Here is a 17,546-nt window from a genome sequence, read left to right as displayed (position 1 = left end):
TGTCCCGTTTTAAAGGCTTTATATCCCTTGATGTTTTTTTAAAAATAAAATGTGTATTTTTGTAACTACTTAAAAAACAGAATTTAATGATGATGAAGAAAAGCCTTTTAGTAATTTTTTTATTTGGTGCCGCTTTTTTAAGCCAGGCCCAGATGTATGTGAGCCCAAACAGTTATGTTTTTGTCAATAATGAATTATTGTTTGTCAAACAGGATGTCGTTTTAGCCAGTTTAACCGGTAACGACGGATATGTATATCTTAGAAGAGGAGGCCAGCTTATGCAGGGTGTTGCAGGTAATACCCAGAATAGCGGTGGCGGTAAGATGACCGTTTACCAGGAAGGTACTTCGGATAATTATGATTATAACTACTGGTGTTCACCGGTGGGAACGGTAGCATCCGGTCAGGAAGGTGTTTTAGGAAATTTAAACGGCAATGTAAACAGTTTGTTTTACAGACCGGTAAGCATTACGAGTAGTACTGCTGCAACGATACTGCCATGGGGATCCTGGGACGGACAAGCCAGTCCGTTGTCGATTTCTTCCCGATGGTTATGGAAATTTATCAGTTCAACGGCTTATACCGGCTGGGCACATATCGGAAACGGTCAGCCTTTAGCTGCCGGCGAAGGATTTACGATGAAAGGAACAGCCGGTACCGATTCCAATAATGTGGATGGTACGGTTGCCAACAATCCGGGTGCCAAACAGCGTATCGACTTTAGAGGGCGTCCAAACGACGGTGATATTGTTATCCCGACACTTGCGGGACAGCAAACGTTAACCGGAAATCCGTATCCTTCAGCAATTGATTTGAGCTATTTTCTGCTGGATAATCCGGCTTGTGACGGAACAGCTCAGTTTTGGGAGCAGGATAAAACGGTAAATTCGCATTATCTGGCAAACTACCAGGGCGGATACGGTACGTTTACGCCGGCGGCAACTTTAGCACAGGTACTTGCCGGAACAGCAGGCCCCGGGGTTTATACACCGGCAATTTTTTACTCTTATGACGGTTCCGGTAATCAGGGACCGGTGGTTTCGATACCGGGTCAGCATTTTGAGCGACGTTTTTCTCCGGTTGGACAAGGATTTATGGTTATGGGCGTGGGTGCCGGTACCGTTACAATGAAAAATAAATACCGCGTATTTGTAAAAGAAGGAACGGTTACCAATTCTGATTTTGAAAAAAGCGCAAATTCAACAGCTTTTGTGAATAACAGCGACAGTACGGATGAGAATTTCCCACCGATACAAGCAGTATCCGGTATTGACTATACCAATGGTAGTAAATTGCCAATGCCGCAGATCCGTATCAATACTTTAATTGATAATCAGGGCGTTCGCCAGGGTGTGATTGTTTTTCATCCGGAAGCGACCGACAGTTATGACAGAGGTATGGACGCCTTGTCATCGGATGATGCCTTGCCTTCTGATTCCTTTTTTGTGATAGACAATAAAGAATGTATTATCAGCGCTATTGCCTTTGATGAAGACAAACGTATTCCGGTAGGTTTTAAAAATGATCAGCCTGCCAATTATAAAATCACCGTAAAGGAAATTATCAATTTTGAAGATGTTTCCAATGTTTACCTGCATGATAAAGTAAATAATGTATACCATGATATTAAAAATGGTGTTTACGAATTGAACCTGCCGGCAGGTACCAATAAAACGGATTATGAGATTACATTTAAAGATGATAATATATTGGGCGTTGGTGAAGATATCAAAAACAGCCTGGTAGTTTACCAGAATAATGCTTCGCATAACCTTACCATTAACAATCCGATGCTGTTGGATATCAACACACTGGTTTTGTATGATGTCGTTGGAAAAACCATCTTTACCAAATCAAAACTGGGAAGCAGTGCCTCTTATGAATTTCCGACCTCTAATTTGAGTGATGGTATCTATATTGTAAAAATGGCTACCGCTGACAATCTGGAAATAAGTAAGAAAATCATAATTAAAAATTAAAATTTATTTAAAATATTTAAAAACAGCTTCCATTTGGGAGCTGTTTTTGTTTAAAATGATACTTTTGTAAAGTATGAAAAGCAGTAGTCAGCAATTGCCGTTAATCCTCCCTGATGGAATCTCCGTAACGGTTAAAAGAGAAGATTTAATTCATCCTTTTCTTTCCGGTAATAAATATCGTAAACTGTATTACAATCTTGAAAAAGCCAAAAAAGAAGGATTTACAAGGCTGTTGACTTTTGGCGGTGCTTTTTCAAACCATATAGCTGCGGCTGCGGCTGCGGGATTTCATTTCGGATTTGAAACGATCGGGATTATCAGGGGAGAAGAACTGAGCGACAAGATTCGGGAAAATCCGACTTTGCGGTTTGCCGAACAGCAAGGCATGAAATTTGATTTTATATCCCGTGAGGCTTACCGGTTAAAAGCGGAAGCAGCATTTGTGGAAGCATTACAGGCAAAATACGGCGCTTTTTACCTGCTGCCGGAAGGCGGAACCAACGAGCTGGCCGTTAAAGGATGTGAAGAGATTTTAGAGGAAGACGATAAAATAAAATATACCCATATTTGTTGCGCTGTCGGAACGGGAGGAACCATATCCGGATTGATCAATACCAGTGGCAGTACCCAAAAAGTTCTCGGATTTCCGGCGTTAAAAGGTTCGTTTTTATCTGAGGATATTTGTAAGTTTGTGAATAATAGCCGTTGGGAGCTTATTAATGACTATCATTTTGGAGGATATGCGAAAATAAATGAAGCACTGATCCGTTTTATTAATGCGTTCTATGCCGAAACGGGCGTACCTCTGGATCCGGTTTATACCGGTAAAATGATGTTTGGTGTCATGGACATGATAGCGAAGGGCTATTTTCCTGAAAAGGCACAGATTTTGGTGATCCATACCGGAGGATTACAGGGAATCGAAGGAATGAATAAAATACTGGCACAGAAAAAAATGCCACTGATAATAAACGAATAGCAATTGAATTCTTTTAAAAATAAAAATAATGATTAAGAAGTTTTGTATTCTGCTGACTGTCATTTTTGTTTACAGCTGCGGGTCTTCTTCGAAGGTCCGGACGGCATCGTCAAAAAATAGCACTACTAAAAAACACACGACCGTAAAAACACATACGGGAGGAACAAAATCAGGAAATGCGGGTGAAAATGCAAAACCTACAGAAGTTTTAGAAGCTACTTCAAAATTGAAAGTAACGACTGAAATAGTTAATGAATATATTTCCAAATTTAAAGAAACCGCTAAGGATAACATGCGAAATCATGGTATTCCGGCGAGTATCACGCTGGCGCAGGGAATCCTGGAATCCGGTGCGGGTGTAGGAACGCTGTGTATCAAAGCAAATAACCATTTCGGGATCAAGTGTCATGCCGGATGGACGGGAGAAAGTGTTCGTCATGATGATGATGCCGAACAGGAATGTTTCCGGAAATACAGTGATCCGGCGGAGTCTTTTCGCGATCACTCCCTGTTCCTGACAACCAGAAGCCGCTATGCCGCTTTGTTCAAATTGCCTAAAGGAGATTATACTGCCTGGGCAAAAGGACTTAAAAATGCCGGCTATGCTACCGATCCGAAATATCCGGATAAATTAATCGGACTTATCGAACGTTATGAATTGTACAAATACGATTCGGAAGTTATCGGAGCTGGTTACAACAAACCGGTAATCAAAAAAGAAACACCGATAGTAACAAATAAAGTTGCTGAAGATGGCACTACTTACCGGGTGTCGCAGGGAGATACCTTATACTCCATTTCTAAGAAATTTAATGTAACGGTTGATGAATTGATCAAAATAAACAACCTTACCTCAAATGCAATATCAATTGGCCAAATACTAAAAGTAAAATCATAATGTTATATAAAAGAAGCAGCGAACTGTTTGCTGCAGCATCAGCAGTTTTGCCGGGTGGTGTGAACTCACCGGTTCGTGCATTTAAATCAGTTGGCGGAACGCCAATTTTTGTTAAAGAAGCTAAAGGGGCCTATCTTTATGATGAAGACGGAAACCGTCTGTTAGATTATATAAACTCATGGGGACCTATGCTGCTGGGACATGCACACGCTCCTGTTGTGGAAGCGGTAATTGAAAAAGCCAGGCTGGGAACCTCATTCGGAATGCCGACAGCTTTGGAAACAGAAATAGCGGCATTGGCCATTTCGATGGTGCCCGGAATAGAAAAAATACGCTTTGTAAACTCCGGCACGGAAGCCTGTATGAGTGCTATCCGTCTGGCAAGAGGTTTTACAAACAGGGATAAGATCATAAAATTTTCAGGTTGTTACCACGGTCATTCCGATTCTTTCCTGATCCAGGCAGGAAGCGGAGCGATAACCTTTGGTTCGCCAAATAGCCCTGGAGTAACACAGGGAACAGCAAAGGATACCTTGTTAGCCCGTTATAACGATCTGGATAACGTGCGTTCATTGTTTGAAGCGAACAAAAATGAAATTGCAGCCATCATTGTGGAGCCGGTAGCCGGAAACATGGGGTGTGTGCCGCCGCAACACGGCTTTTTAGAAGGATTACGGGCACTTTGTACAGCAAACGGCGCCTTGCTTATTTTTGATGAAGTAATGACCGGATTTCGTCTGGCAAAAGGTGGTGCGCAGGAATTGTTCAACATTACAGCCGATATCGTAACGTTCGGTAAAGTAATCGGAGGCGGATTGCCTGTTGGTGCTTTTGCTGCCAGAAATGAGATTATGAACTATTTGGCACCGTTAGGGCCGGTATATCAGGCAGGAACACTGTCCGGAAATCCACTGGCAATGGCGGCCGGATTAGCCATGCTGAAAGAAATCAATACCAATGCAGGTCTTTTTGAGCGTTTGGAGCAAAAAACGGCTTATCTGGAAGCGGGAATCCGTAAAGAACTGGATGCTGCCGGTATTGTCTACACAATTAACAGAGTGGGTTCGATGATTTCCGTTCATTTTGACGGAAGTCCGGTTGTGGATTTCGATACGGCGAAAAACGGCGATAACGATTCGTTTAAAAAATTCTTCCACGGCTTGTTAAGAGAAGGGGTTTATATCGCACCTTCGGCTTATGAAACCTGGTTTATAACGGATGCACTGACGTATGAAGATCTGGATTTTACAATTGCTGCCGTCGGGAAAGTGGCTCAGGAATTATAACAGAAAAGTATAAAAAGAAAAAAGCGCACTATATAGTGCGCTTTTTTTATTAATGTGTAAGACGGTTAACTAAGTCCGGCTGAGCATTTAACTGCTCTAATTGCGAAGGCGTTAACGGCGCTTTTAAATAATGTTCAACTACTCTGGCCAATTCTTTTTTACGACCATCTGATAAATCTTTAACTGCTAAATTCTGATGTTTCATCACAAAAGCTTTTGTTACTTCCGTCTTCTGAGCTTCCGTAAGCTTGATCTGTGCTGTTAAAACAGTCATGTCATTCTGAACCTTACTGGCTAATTCCTTGCTTAGCTCCTGTGCAGAAGCGCTGACAGAAAAAGCAATAATCATAAAAAATAGAGCCGCTAATTTTTTCATTTGGTAATAAATTATCAGTGTTTGGAAGCCAAAACTAACTTATTTTATGATATTTTACTAAAAAAACTGCCGAAAAATTATTGACGTTCTTTATTTTTAAAGTTTTGCACTCTTTTTTCCATTCTTTCCTGGCGCATATTGTCGCGTTTTTCCCATTTTTCCATCTGGCCGGCATTCAGGATTTTTTTCATTTCGCCTTTAAAGGCAATTTTCTCATCCATACGTTTGTTTTGCATGGCAAAACGCTCGTCGCTGGTCATTTCTTTGTAGTTTTTCTTTACATCACCCTGAGCCGCTTTGACTGCCTCGCGTTTCTGGCTTTGTTCTGTTAAAAGCTTTTCTACATCTTTTTGCTGTTTTGCAGTTAAATCAAGATCAAGGGTCATTCTTTTAACCTGTAATTGTACCTGTTGCTCCGGAGTCATGCGTTCGCGTTCTCCTCTTGTTGCTTTTTCCTGTGCAAATCCAAACATTGTTGCTGTTAGGCAGATTGCTAAAATTAGTTTTTTCATAATACTTTCTTTTGTAAGTTGTTATGTTCCTTTGACAGCCGTTGGAATAAAAGGTTTAAAATCGGGTGTAATAAAAAAAAGTTAAAAAAATATAACATTTATATTGTTTCCGTAAAAAGATACAACCATATTTTTTGGAGTTACCGCTTTTGAAGGCTACCTTTGCCGCGTGAAATCAGGAATAGTCATAATCATTTTCTTTGTACTCTTCAAACCGATACTTCCGGTTTTTGAGTATGTTATTAATTATGACTACATCACTACCGTACTTTGTGAAAACAAGGCAAAACCCGAAATGGCCTGTAACGGAAAGTGTCATTTAATGAAAGAATTGGCAAAATCTTCCGAAACAGAAAAGCCGTTATCGACCGATAAGAAAAATGTAAGAGCAGAAGTAGAAGTGTTGTTTCTGGAAATTCAGAAAAACTTCGAATTAGCAGTACTGCCATCTGTCGGAAAAACACAAAAAAACTTCAGTTATTCTAATTTGTATACCCATTTGGGTACCAATGCCGTTTTTCATCCGCCGGCTTTTATTTCTTAAAATTTAATGGGCGCTCCATCGGAGCAAAACAACACTCTTTTGATGGTATTTTCCATCAGGGGAATGACATGTCGTATATTTTAAAAAATAAAAAATGAAATTTCAATTCTATAAAAAAGTATTGGCAATTGCATGTGCTATTGCTTTAGGGTCATGTAGTAATGATGACGTAATAAATTCAACAGAAGGTAACGGAAGTTTAAAATTAAAATTCGATCACCGTTACGGGGAAACCGATTTTATTATGGGGGCGACCTATACCACATCGCAGGGTGAAGCCATTAAGGTGGATAATATTAAATATATTGTCAGCAATATTGTATTGACAAAAGATGACGGATCTACCTATACCTATCCGAAAAGTAAAAGCTATTTCATTATAAAAGAGCAAAGTCCGGTTTTGTTTACCGTTGAGCTTGCCGATATTCCGGCCGGAAATTACAAATCGGTTAAATTCGGAATAGGAGTAGACCAGGAGCAGTTTAATTTAGGAGCTGCCGGACAGGGTGACTTCCTGGCTCAGGCTCAGGCAGAAGGGATGATGTGGTCCTGGAGTGCCGGGTATAAGTTTTTAGCTTTCGAAGGAAACTTTACTTCTGCAACGGTTGCGCAGTCAACATTATTTAAGGTACATACAGGACAAACCGGAACGAATTATAACTATACGGAAGTATCACTTAACTTCCCGGATAAAGCTTTGGTGCGGCCAACAATCACGCCACAGGTGCACATCATGGCGGATTTGTCTAAGATCCTTGACGGAGCAAATAAAATAGGGCTTTCACAACAACCCAATATTATGGGTGGAGCGATTTTGGCTTCTATTACGGCTAATGTACAGTCCATGTTTGCTGTAGATCACGTTCATAACGATTAAGCAATTTAAAAAGCTGCCGGTTTTTTTGGATTGGCAGCTTTTTGAAATATGAAAATTATGAAAGTGAAAATCTTAGTATTGCTCATGCTTCCTTTGTTGTGGAGCTGTTCGAACGATGGTGATTCCGACGAATATCAAAATATTCCGATTGCCTTTAAAGTGCCTTCCAATTTTCCGCCTTTGGCTTATAATCTGCAAAACAATCCCCTTACGGAAAAAGGATTTGAGCTTGGTAAAAAACTGTTTTATGACGGCCGCTTATCCTCAGACGGATTGGTTTCCTGCGGATTCTGCCATATACAGGAGGATGCTTTTACACATCATGGGCACACCTTTAGCCATGGTGTTGGCGATAATATTGGAACCCGGAATACACCACCTATTCAGAACCTTGCCTTTCAGACGGCTTATATGTGGGATGGCGCTACAACGCACCTGGATTTACAGCCTTTGATCCCGCTGACCAGTGAGATTGAAATGAATGGTAACCTTGCAGAAATTGTGAGTATGATGAAAAGCGATAAGACCTATCAGAAACTGTTTAAACAGGCATTTTCCGATGGGGCGATCAATTCTGAAAACATGCTGAAAGCCTTGGGACAGTTTATGGTTATGGTAACCTCTTCCAATTCGCGATTTGATAAGTTCAGGCGAAATGAACCGGGTGGTAATTTAACCCAGGAAGAACTTGACGGTTATACGATTTTTAATCAAAAATGTGCTTCCTGCCATGCGACAGATTTGTTTACAGACAATTCGTACCGTAACAATGGTTTGGCCGTGAATCCGCTTATCAACGATATCGGGCGTTACCGTGTTACCGAATTGCCGGAAGATTACTATAAGTTTAAAGTGCCTAGCCTTCGGAATATTGAAAAAACAGCACCATATATGCATGATGGCCGGTTTTTTACACTGGAAGCGGTCTTGAATCACTATGCGCAGGGTGTGGTGGATTCGCCAACGCTGGATCCGGCTTTAAAGAGTAGTGGTTCTTTAGGGATTCCACTGAGCGGAAATGAAAAAACAAAATTAGTAGCGTTTTTGAAAACGTTAACCGATATGCAATATTTAACCGATAAACGGTTTTCGGAATATTAATGGAAAACAGCGCCTGTTTGAGGTGTGTTTTTGGTTAGAAAGTATTCTAATTTTAAAATGTTTTTATAGCGGTATGGTATTGTGATAAAAGCATTTTTTTAGTAAAAAAGTGGACTGTTGCAGGTCCGTAAAAAAGAAATAAAAATGAAAAAATATAGTATAGTACTATTGCTTTTTTGGGCAGCTTTAACACAGGCGGCAGAAAAAGACAGTCTCAATTGGGCGAACCCTTTTAAACGATATTTTCAGCCTCTGGAATATTATGATGACTGCGATGCCTGCGGGTGTTCGGCGAGCGGCGGAAGTCTGGGATTTTCGTCGATGCTGAACAGTAATTTTGTTGGAGTCCGTTATTTTAACCAGCATTATAAAAGTAATGATGGTTTGTTTTCGGATTCTCCCTGGTATGAAGAAAATTTCAATACCATTCAGGTCTGGGCGCGTATTCCGATAGTGAAAAAAGTACAGCTTTCGGTGCTGGCACCCTATCATTTTCACAATAGGGAAACGGTTACGGGAAACCAGCAGATATCCGGATTGGGTGATATTACGGTTTTGGGAATGTACACGGTTTATGAAACCACAAAGGACAGTACGCTGTTCCGGCACACGCTGCAATTGGGTGGTGGTGTTAAGGCGCCAACGGGAAAATATAAGGAGTTTAACAGCGGTAGTGTGAATCCGAGTTTCCAGGTAGGAACCGGAAGCTGGGATTATATTTTTGCTTCTGAATATGTTTTAAAGCAGGGCGATTTTGGTTTGAATACTATGGCGAGTTATACGCTGAAAACGGAAAATCAGAAAAATTACCGTTTTGGAAATCAATTTAATTATGCTTCAACATTGTTCTATATGATGACGGTTAAAACGTTTGCCCTGGTACCGCAAATCGGAATAGCCGGTGAGGTGTATGGCAATAATTATCAGTACAAGCAGCAACTTCGCAATACGGCCGGTGATATCCTTTTTGGAAAATTCGGTATTGAAGTGGGTAAAGATAAATTTTCGTTAGGGTTGAATACCATGCTGCCGATCAATCAGAATTTAACCGGAGGAAGGGTAGAAGCCCAATACCGGTGGAGTGTTAATTTGAATTATACGCTGTAAAAAAAAGAAAAGGACTCCGTTGAGTCCTTTTTTTATGGTGCTTTTTGTGCACTGGCCGGATTTTGTGGCTGATGCTGTCCCTGGAAGCGTTTTTTGTAAATAGCATCCCATTTGTCCTGTTGTTCGGCTGTTAAGACGGCTTTCAGGTTTGCTTTTAGTGTTTTCAGGCTTTCGATATATTCTTCTTTTAACGTCTGGTTTTCTTCCGGTTTGGCAGATTGAAGACGCTGCTTGATGTCGCCGGTTTTCCGATTGTTTTCAAGTAAGATCTTTTCCAGCTGTTGCTGCTGGACTGTTGTTAAATCCAGATCGGTTGCCATTCTTTTTACTTCCATTTTGGCTTTTTGCTCGGCGGTCAAAACGGGTTGCTGCTGTGCGTTGCAGGTTAAGGATACAATACCTAAGATTAAAATAAAGAGCTTTTTCATAATCTTATTGGTTTTAAGTTGTTGATTCCGTGAAGTTTTGCTTAAAATTAGCGATTAAAGCGGGGAGCGGATGTTATTTTCTTTTAAGTGTATTTTTTGTCGATTAAATACGGAAAATGCTGGTTGTTAGCGGTTAAAAAAAAGGAGCTCCGTGAAGAACTCCTTTTTTGTAAATATGATTGAGGGTAATTACGATTGTAATTCCACTACTTTACTTTCGCCGTTAACAACAACTTTGGTCAGTCCGTGCTGTGATAAGGCCTTCATGGCTTTATCCCATTTTTTACCGCTTAGTCCTGCCTGATTTTTCAATTCGGCTAATTCTAAAGCGTTGTTGCTTTTTTCAAGAATAGCAATGATGGCTTTTTCTTCTGCTTCCAATTCAATCTGGATGGCTTTTTTCTCCGGACGCATCTGAGGGAAGAATAAAACTTCCTGGATGGATGGATTGTTGGTCAGGAACATGATTAAACGGTCCATTCCGATTCCCAAACCGGATGTAGGCGGCATACCGTATTCCAAAGCGCGTAAAAAGTCATTGTCAATAAACATGGCTTCGTCGTCACCTCTTTCGGATAAGGCTAACTGTGCTTCAAAACGCTCTCGCTGATCGATCGGGTCGTTTAGCTCAGAATATGCGTTAGCGATCTCTTTACCGCAAACCATTAGTTCGAAACGCTCCGTCAGATCCGGATTGTCACGGTGTACTTTAGTAAGCGGGCTCATTTCTTTCGGATAATCCGTGATGAAAGTAGGCTGGATGAAGTTTCCTTCGCATTTCTCTCCGAAAATTTCGTCGATCAGTTTTCCTTTCCCCATTGTTTCGTCTACGGCAATTCCCATTGATTTGGCTGCCTCTCTTAATTCTTCTTCCGTTTTTCCGGAGATATCAAATCCGGTGAACTGTTTGATGGCATCCGTCATGGTCACGCGGGCATAAGGTGCTTTGAAGTCAACAGTATGTTCGCCAAAAGTTGCGCTTGTTGTACCGTTTACCTGAAGGGCGCAATATTCCAGAAGATTTTCGGTGAATTCCATCATCCAGTTGTAGTCTTTGTAAGCTACGTAAATTTCCATTGCGGTAAATTCCGGATTGTGGGTTCTGTCCATACCTTCGTTACGGAAGTTTTTGGAGAACTCATAGACACCGTCAAAACCACCTACGATCAGTCTTTTCAGGTACAATTCGTTAGCAATACGCATGTATAGCGGAATGTCTAAAGAGTTGTGGTGTGTGATGAACGGTCTTGCTGCTGCGCCACCGGGAATGGATTGTAATATTGGTGTTTCTACTTCAAAATAGCCTTTTTCGTTAAAGAACGTACGCATTGCGTTGAAAAGTTTGGTTCTTTTAATGAAAACGTCTTTTACCTGCGGATTTACTACTAAATCCACATAACGCATACGGTAGCGTAATTCCGGATCGGTAAAAGCATCAAAAATATTACCGTCGGCATCTACTTTTGGAAGCGGAAGCGGACGTAATGTTTTGCTTAGTAATGAGATTTTTTTAGCACGCAGGGTTTTTTCGCCAACCTGTGTGGTGAAAAGTTCTCCTTCAATACCGATAAAGTCACCTAAGTCGATTAGTTTTTTGAAAACTTCGTTGTATAATGTTTTGTCGTCGTCCGGGCAAATTTCATCACGGTTAATATAAACCTGAATACGTCCTTCGCTGTCCTGAATTTCGGCAAAGGAAGCTTTTCCCTGTATACGGGACGACATTAAACGTCCGGCCACAATTACCTTCTTTCCTTCTTCAAAAGTTTCCTTGACCTGCTTCGACGTATGATCTACGGGAAACAAATTTGCGGGATATGGGTTTATTCCAAGTTCTTTCAACCTGCCCAATTTTTCTCTTCTGATGATTTCTTGTTCTGAAAGTTGCATAATTGTGATTTATTTTAAGCGTGCAAAGATAGGTATAATTTGAGAATGAGTCAATTTCAAATTTTGAAAATGATTATGATGGTTATAAATGCGGAAAGCAGTATCTTTGAATCACATTTTTAATTGATACTATTATGATTGAAAAGGTTCGGATGTTTTTGGTTTTATGCGTTTCGGTAATCGCAACCAGTTGTAATTTTACAGAGAATATTAATTTGAACAGCGACGGAAGCGGAAAGATTTCTTTTGATGTTGATGCTTCGGCAATAATGGAAATGGGCGGTGAAGAGATGATCGGGAAAGGAAAGTCGGAAGTGATCGATTCTACTTTTACATTTAAGGAATTGCTGGCGCAGAAAAAGGACAGTATTGCAAAATTGCCTGCGGCAGAACAGGCAAAACTGAAGAAGATGGAAAATTTTGCCGTGAACATGAAAATCAATGAAAGTGAAAAGACTTTCTTTTTCTCACTTTTCAGTGATTTTAAAAGTACCATGGATCTGGTGGATATGATGACGGTGATGAAATCGATTGATGAATTGAAATCGAAAGGGAAGGGAAGTCAGAGTCCGATTTCAAAAATGGAAGATGGCAACACGGAACTGAAGTTTTCGTTTAACGGAAAAAAATTCTCCAGAACGGTAAAAGTAAAAGATGCCGTGTTGCAAAAACAAATAGTGGACAGTCTGGGTTCGATCCGGCCGATGCTGGCGGCATTTAATTATACTGTGAAATACCATTTCCCGAAAAAAATAAAATCGGTTAGTGTAAAAAATGCGCTTTTTAGTGAAGACAGAAAAACAGTTACGATACAATTCCCGTTTTTGGATTATGTGGAAAAACCGGAATCGATGAGTTTTGATGTTTTTCTGGAAAATAAATAATTACAACAGATGAATAAAAAAGTAGCGCTAAGGGACCTTGGCCTTAAAGATTATAAAGACACCTGGGATTATCAGGAATCATTATTTCAGGGAATATTAGATATTAAAATAAGCAATCGAAGAGAAGATAAGGAAGAGGCAACTCCGAATTATTTTTTATTTGTAGAACATCCGCATGTGTACACTTTGGGTAAAAGCGGTGATTTTTCGAATCTGCTGCTCAATGAAAAGCAGCTGGAGGAAAAAGGAGCGACGTTTTATAAAATTAACAGAGGCGGAGATATTACGTATCACGGTCCCGGTCAGATTGTAGGGTATCCTATCCTGGATCTGGAAAATTTCTTTTCGGATATTCATAAATATTTGCGTCTGCTGGAAGAGGCAATTATTCTGACTTTGGCAGAATACGGATTGTCCTGTGAAAGAAGCGAAGGGGAAACAGGAGTGTGGCTAGGTGTGGGAACACCTTTTGCAAGAAAAATCTGTGCGATGGGAGTTCGGGCTTCCCGCTGGGTTACGATGCATGGATTTGCATTGAATGTAAATTCGAACCTGGGTTACTTTGATAATATTATTCCGTGCGGGATAAAAGATAAGGCAGTTACTTCTTTAAATGTTGAATTGGGAGTGGATCATGTGGATGAGGCAGAAGTGAAAGCAAAAATCACCAAACATTTTGCGGCTCTTTTTGAGGCGGAAATGGTTTGAGAATTTTAAGACAATTTAGAAAGAAAAATCCTGACAAAATTTTGTCAGGATTTTTTTGTGTTTATAGATCCAGTTTTAACTGTTCCGGAAGCAGCCGGAATGATTTTCTGTGGTATTTGGTGATGCCGTATTTCTGAATTGCTTCCCGGTGTTCCACTGTTGGATATCCTTTGTTTTGTTTCCAGTTGTACATGGGGAATTCTTCGTGTATTTGGTTCATGTATTCATCGCGGTATGTTTTGGCTAAAACGGAAGCGGCGGCGATACTCAGGTATTTGCTGTCGCCTTTAACGATACAGCTGTAGGGAATGTCGTTAACCGGTTTGAAGCGGTTTCCGTCTACGATAATGTATTCGGGAACAGGGCTGAGCCCGGTAATGCAGTGCTGCATGGCTTTTATGGATGCGTTCAGGATATTGATCTCGTCGATTATTTCCGGTTCAAGATGGATGACTTTGTAGGATAATGCCAGTTCTTCTATTATCGGTTTGAGGCGATCGCGGGTTAATTCGGATAATTTTTTGGAATCGTTGAGTTTTTCTATCAGGCAGTTTTCCGGTAAAATAACGGCTGCGGCGGTAACGGGACCGGCAAGACAGCCTCTTCCGGCTTCATCGGTTCCGGCTTCTAATGTTAACTTTGAGTAATTCGATAAAAGCATTTTTGTTTTTGGTAAAAATATAAAAAAACAACAAATTTTCTGAGTAATCTGCTGTGGATATTAGGACTTTTTTTTGCATACTGTATTTCTTAGGGTGTTTTTTTAACACAAATAAAATGCTACAATTCCTATATTATATTTGTTTATTTAAGAAATTATTAAGAAGTTTGCGGAATAACTAACTCAAATAAATTTAATATGAGATCGAAGTTTAAATGGATTTTTACGCTTTTACTAGCGTTTTCAATGCAGTTTTCGTTCGCACAGGAGAAAACTGTTACAGGTACTGTGACCGAGGGAGGTTTACCATTACCTGGTGTTAGTGTTGTGATCAAAGGAACAACACAAGGCACACAAACTGATATGGATGGTAATTATTCCATCAAAGCATCACAAGGACAAGTGTTGGTTTTTACATTTGTTGGAATGCAATCATCATCAGTTACTGTTGGTGCTAGTAACAAAGTAAATGTTGCACTGCAAGCCGAAGCAAGACAATTAAATGAAGTTGTTGTTGGTGCTTTAGGTATTAAAAAGAGAGTGGATGCGATAACTTCCGCTAACCAGGTTGTTAAAGCGAAAGAATTGAACCAGGCTTCCAGCCCAAGTGTTGTTCAGGCTTTAACAGGTAAAGTTTCAGGTTTACAAATCAACCAGACAAACAGTGCTGTTGATGCTACAACCAGAATCGTTATCCGTGCTGCAAAATCACTTACTCAAAATAACCAAGCTTTGGTTGTAATTGATGGTGTTATTTCATCAGCTGCTGTTTTACAACAGTTGCCACCTGAAACAATTGAGTCAGTAAATACTATTAAAGGTTCTCAAGGTGCTGCTTTGTACGGATCTGATGGTGTTAACGGTGCTTTAATTGTTACAACTAAAAAAGGTTCTGCTCAAGGTCAAAAAATGACAGTTAGTATTAACTCTTCAATTGACTTTTCTAATGTGGCTTACCTTCCAGAAAGACAAACAAGATATGGTCAAGGATGGGATGGGCAACATTATTCTTATGAGAATGGTGCTTGGGGTCCTGAGTTTGACGGATCTATCCAGCCTACAGGTTTACCTCAAGCTGATGGTAACTATTATATGTTGCCTTATGAGTCTCAAGGAAGTGATAATATCAAAAAATTCTTTAAAACAGGAATTTTAACTCAAAACGGAGTTACTTTATCTTCTGGTAATGAAGATGGTTACCTTTTCTTCTCAGCTAACAAATTCAGAAATGAGTTCATTGTAAACAGAGACGTTTTAGATAGAACAAACTTCCAATTCAGAGCTGGTAAAAAAGTTGGTAAATTCAATGTAGAAGGTAACGTTGCTTACACTACACAAGTTTCGAATACTACAAGTTCAAGTTTATACTACAACTTACTACAGACACCTACTAACATTCCAATCAAAATGTTTGATAATGCTAGTAACGAGCACGGATATTCTTACTATGGAAGAAATCCTTACTGGGTTGTTGATAACGTAAGAAACCAGGCTTTAGCTGATGTTTTCAACGGTATTGGTAAAATATCTTATGAAATTAACAAAAACATCAATGTAGTATATACAGCGAATGTTAGTTTCCAACAAAACAGAGCTTTAGGTTATACTAATGACTATAAAGATCCTTACCAGATTTCTGACGGATCAATTATCTCTAGCTTCAGTACTTCTAACTTGGCAAGAAGAAATATCTATGGTGATTTATTAGTTAACTTTGATTATGATTTAACTAAAGATATCAACTTCAAAGCGAATATTGGTAACAATATCCAAGATAGATTTGCTACTCAAACTTCAGTTTCTGGAACACAGTTAGCGCTTCCTGGATTATACAATATTGGTAACGTTTCAAGTGTACCGAATGCTTCTAATGCAGAAAGCAGAGTTAGAAAATATGCTTATTTCGCAAACGTTGATTTAGCGTATAAAGATTATTTATTCTTGAACTTAACAGGAAGAAACGAGTGGGTATCTTTCTTAGATAAAGATAACAACAGTTATTTCTACCCAAGTGCTGGTATCTCTTTCGTGCCTACTAAAGCTTTCGAAAGTTTAAAAGATAACAAAGTATTATCGTATGCTAAAGTAATGTTCAGTGTTGTAAAAGTTGGTAATGCTGATGTTGCCGCTTATGAAATCAATAACTTATACAGACAATCTACAGGTTATCCGTTCAACGGAATTAACTCTTACGTTCCAAACGTTCAACCTACAATTGCATACAATTCAAGAACAAACCCTTATATCAAACCAGAGTTCTACGTGTCTAAAGAGGCTACAATTAACTTAGGTTTCTTAAATGACAGAATTACTTTAGAAGCTTCTGGTTATATCAGTGATAACACTGACTTGATCACTAGTGTGAGTTCTTCTTATGCTTCTGGTAACCCTAACTATGTTACTAACATTGGTGCTACTAAAGCAAAAGGTATCGAGATTGACTTAGGTATTACACCTATCAAAACTAAAGATTTTACATGGGAAGCAAAATTCAGTTTCTCTAAAACTAAAACTACTGTTGAAAAAGTTTCTGATAACACTAACTCTGTTGCAATTTACTCTCCTTACGGAACTTACGGTATTTTTGCTGAAGAAGGTGAAGAATATCCTATCATCAAAGGTTTTGGATACCAAAGAGATGGTGAAGGACGTATCATTGTTGATGCTAACACAGGAAACCCATTAAAATCTACTGAATTAATGAAGTTAGGTAAAACTACTCCAGATTATATCTTAGGATTAAATACTTCAATTGATTTCAAAGGATTACGTTTAGCTGCAGTAATGGATTACAGAACTGGTCACCAGTATTATTCAGGTACTAAAAATACATTAAGTTCTTTTGGATATTTAGTGGATTCAGCTGAAAACGGAAGAAACGGATTTATTATGCCAAACTCTTCTTATTTAGATACAGCTACTGGTACTTACGTTGCTAATAATTCAGTTGTAACTGGAGGAGGATCTTCAACAGGAATTCAACAATATTATGCTAATACTTACTCTAACATTGATGAGAACTACATTTTAGATGCTACAGCATTCAAAGTTCGTGAGTTAGCTTTAAGTTATGCAATCCCTTCTAAAATGTTAGAAAGAACAGGATTGACTAGTTTAAGAGTAGGTGTAAATGCTAGAAATCCATTTACAGTTCTTGCAAGAGAAAACAGAGGATATGATGATCCAGAAGGATCAATAAATAATGGTAATGCGGTTGGATTGGCTTCAGGTACAAGTAATAGTGGTGCTAATGGTACTAACCAGTATCCAAACACTAGAACTATCGGTTTCAGTCTTAACTTAACATTTTAATTTT

General features: G+C 39.4%; 16 protein-coding genes. 11 read left to right on the top strand and 5 right to left on the bottom strand.

Going from position 1 to position 17,546, the window contains the following annotated elements; all coding sequences use genetic code 11:
• Positions 1–86: 86 nt before the first annotated feature.
• The 4 genes from HW120_RS00400 to hemL all read left to right on the top strand — a co-directional run bounded on the left by HW120_RS00400 (position 87) and on the right by hemL (position 5,142).
• Positions 87–1,979 carry a T9SS type A sorting domain-containing protein gene (locus HW120_RS00400; RefSeq protein ID WP_177729922.1) on the top strand — a complete coding sequence of 631 codons (1,893 nt, stop codon included), beginning with the start codon at positions 87–89 and terminating at the stop codon, positions 1,977–1,979.
• A 73-nt stretch (positions 1,980–2,052) separates the two neighbouring features.
• On the top strand, positions 2,053–2,958 hold the full coding sequence (locus HW120_RS00395) for a 1-aminocyclopropane-1-carboxylate deaminase/D-cysteine desulfhydrase (RefSeq protein WP_177729921.1): 906 nt from the start codon (positions 2,053–2,055) through the stop codon (positions 2,956–2,958).
• 28 nt (positions 2,959–2,986) lie between these two features.
• Positions 2,987–3,856 carry a glucosaminidase domain-containing protein gene (locus HW120_RS00390; RefSeq protein ID WP_177729920.1) on the top strand — a complete coding sequence of 290 codons (870 nt, stop codon included), beginning with the start codon at positions 2,987–2,989 and terminating at the stop codon, positions 3,854–3,856.
• Positions 3,856–5,142, top strand: a complete 1,287-nt coding sequence (gene hemL / locus HW120_RS00385; RefSeq protein ID WP_177729919.1) for a glutamate-1-semialdehyde 2,1-aminomutase — start codon at positions 3,856–3,858, stop codon at positions 5,140–5,142. The genes HW120_RS00390 and hemL overlap by 1 nt, the downstream gene beginning before the upstream one ends.
• 49 nt (positions 5,143–5,191) lie before the next feature.
• Here hemL and HW120_RS00380 read toward each other — a convergent pair whose 3' ends face one another.
• Entirely contained in the window at positions 5,192–5,518 is a 327-nt protein-coding gene (locus HW120_RS00380) for a hypothetical protein (protein WP_177729918.1), read from the bottom strand.
• 77 nt (positions 5,519–5,595) lie between these two features.
• A complete protein-coding gene (locus tag HW120_RS00375; protein ID WP_177729917.1) occupies positions 5,596–6,030 on the bottom strand; it encodes a hypothetical protein in 435 nt (144 codons plus the stop codon).
• A 169-nt stretch (positions 6,031–6,199) separates the two neighbouring features.
• Between HW120_RS00375 and HW120_RS00370 the strand changes: the two genes are divergently transcribed.
• From HW120_RS00370 to HW120_RS00355, 4 genes are all read left to right on the top strand, one after another.
• Positions 6,200–6,574, top strand: coding sequence for a hypothetical protein (locus tag HW120_RS00370; RefSeq protein ID WP_246297015.1), 375 nt, complete (start codon positions 6,200–6,202; stop codon positions 6,572–6,574).
• A gap of 94 nt (positions 6,575–6,668) precedes the next feature.
• Positions 6,669–7,451, top strand: a complete 783-nt coding sequence (locus HW120_RS00365; RefSeq protein WP_177729916.1) for an MbnP family protein — start codon at positions 6,669–6,671, stop codon at positions 7,449–7,451.
• A gap of 57 nt (positions 7,452–7,508) precedes the next feature.
• A complete protein-coding gene (locus HW120_RS00360) occupies positions 7,509–8,552 on the top strand; it encodes a cytochrome-c peroxidase (protein WP_177729915.1) in 1,044 nt (347 codons plus the stop codon).
• A 144-nt stretch (positions 8,553–8,696) separates the two neighbouring features.
• On the top strand, positions 8,697–9,659 hold the full coding sequence (locus HW120_RS00355) for a transporter family protein (RefSeq protein WP_177729914.1): 963 nt from the start codon (positions 8,697–8,699) through the stop codon (positions 9,657–9,659).
• Between the two features lie 32 nt (positions 9,660–9,691).
• On the opposite strand, the gene HW120_RS00350 is transcribed toward HW120_RS00355, so the two are convergent.
• Both HW120_RS00350 and lysS read right to left on the bottom strand, forming a co-directional pair.
• Positions 9,692–10,087, bottom strand: a complete 396-nt coding sequence (locus tag HW120_RS00350) for a hypothetical protein (RefSeq protein ID WP_177729913.1) — start codon at positions 10,085–10,087, stop codon at positions 9,692–9,694.
• A 189-nt stretch (positions 10,088–10,276) separates the two neighbouring features.
• Complete coding sequence (lysS, locus tag HW120_RS00345; RefSeq protein WP_177729912.1) at positions 10,277–11,977, bottom strand: lysine--tRNA ligase; 1,701 nt, start codon at positions 11,975–11,977, stop codon at positions 10,277–10,279.
• 134 nt (positions 11,978–12,111) lie between these two features.
• Here lysS and HW120_RS00340 point away from each other — a divergent pair, with 134 nt between their 5' ends.
• Positions 12,112–12,861: a hypothetical protein gene (locus HW120_RS00340; protein WP_177729911.1), complete on the top strand. Its 750-nt coding sequence runs from the start codon at positions 12,112–12,114 to the stop codon at positions 12,859–12,861.
• A 9-nt stretch (positions 12,862–12,870) separates the two neighbouring features.
• Entirely contained in the window at positions 12,871–13,569 is a 699-nt protein-coding gene (gene lipB, locus HW120_RS00335; RefSeq protein WP_177729910.1) for a lipoyl(octanoyl) transferase LipB, read from the top strand.
• 61 nt (positions 13,570–13,630) lie between these two features.
• Here lipB and HW120_RS00330 read toward each other — a convergent pair whose 3' ends face one another.
• On the bottom strand, positions 13,631–14,230 hold the full coding sequence (locus HW120_RS00330) for a ribonuclease HII (RefSeq protein ID WP_177729909.1): 600 nt from the start codon (positions 14,228–14,230) through the stop codon (positions 13,631–13,633).
• 198 nt (positions 14,231–14,428) lie between these two features.
• On the opposite strand from HW120_RS00330, the gene HW120_RS00325 reads away from it, so the two are divergent.
• The gene (locus HW120_RS00325) at positions 14,429–17,542 is read left to right on the top strand and encodes a SusC/RagA family TonB-linked outer membrane protein (RefSeq protein WP_177729907.1); all 3,114 of its coding nucleotides are present in this window, start codon (positions 14,429–14,431) and stop codon (positions 17,540–17,542) included.
• The last annotated feature ends 4 nt before the right edge of the window (positions 17,543–17,546 follow it).

It is taken from the genome of Flavobacterium inviolabile (assembly GCF_013389455.1).
GTDB lineage: Bacteria > Bacteroidota > Bacteroidia > Flavobacteriales > Flavobacteriaceae > Flavobacterium > Flavobacterium inviolabile.
This window is presented reverse-complemented; position numbering and strand designations above follow the sequence as displayed.

What these genes read in the sequence shown, in the direction of transcription:
- HW120_RS00325 (WP_177729907.1), top strand. Translation starts at nt 14,429, where the DNA reads ATGAGATCGAAGTTTAAATGGATTTTTACGCTTTTACTAGCGTTTTCA.
- hemL (WP_177729919.1), top strand. Translation starts at nt 3,856, where the DNA reads ATGTTATATAAAAGAAGCAGCGAACTGTTTGCTGCAGCATCAGCAGTT.
- HW120_RS00365 (WP_177729916.1), top strand. Translation starts at nt 6,669, where the DNA reads ATGAAATTTCAATTCTATAAAAAAGTATTGGCAATTGCATGTGCTATT.
- HW120_RS00360 (WP_177729915.1), top strand. Translation starts at nt 7,509, where the DNA reads ATGAAAGTGAAAATCTTAGTATTGCTCATGCTTCCTTTGTTGTGGAGC.
- HW120_RS00350 (WP_177729913.1), bottom strand. Translation starts at nt 10,087, where the DNA reads ATGAAAAAGCTCTTTATTTTAATCTTAGGTATTGTATCCTTAACCTGC.
- HW120_RS00400 (WP_177729922.1), top strand. Translation starts at nt 87, where the DNA reads ATGATGATGAAGAAAAGCCTTTTAGTAATTTTTTTATTTGGTGCCGCT.
- HW120_RS00355 (WP_177729914.1), top strand. Translation starts at nt 8,697, where the DNA reads ATGAAAAAATATAGTATAGTACTATTGCTTTTTTGGGCAGCTTTAACA.
- HW120_RS00380 (WP_177729918.1), bottom strand. Translation starts at nt 5,518, where the DNA reads ATGAAAAAATTAGCGGCTCTATTTTTTATGATTATTGCTTTTTCTGTC.
- HW120_RS00390 (WP_177729920.1), top strand. Translation starts at nt 2,987, where the DNA reads ATGATTAAGAAGTTTTGTATTCTGCTGACTGTCATTTTTGTTTACAGC.
- HW120_RS00340 (WP_177729911.1), top strand. Translation starts at nt 12,112, where the DNA reads ATGATTGAAAAGGTTCGGATGTTTTTGGTTTTATGCGTTTCGGTAATC.
- HW120_RS00395 (WP_177729921.1), top strand. Translation starts at nt 2,053, where the DNA reads ATGAAAAGCAGTAGTCAGCAATTGCCGTTAATCCTCCCTGATGGAATC.
- HW120_RS00375 (WP_177729917.1), bottom strand. Translation starts at nt 6,030, where the DNA reads ATGAAAAAACTAATTTTAGCAATCTGCCTAACAGCAACAATGTTTGGA.
- HW120_RS00330 (WP_177729909.1), bottom strand. Translation starts at nt 14,230, where the DNA reads ATGCTTTTATCGAATTACTCAAAGTTAACATTAGAAGCCGGAACCGAT.
- lipB (WP_177729910.1), top strand. Translation starts at nt 12,871, where the DNA reads ATGAATAAAAAAGTAGCGCTAAGGGACCTTGGCCTTAAAGATTATAAA.
- lysS (WP_177729912.1), bottom strand. Translation starts at nt 11,977, where the DNA reads ATGCAACTTTCAGAACAAGAAATCATCAGAAGAGAAAAATTGGGCAGG.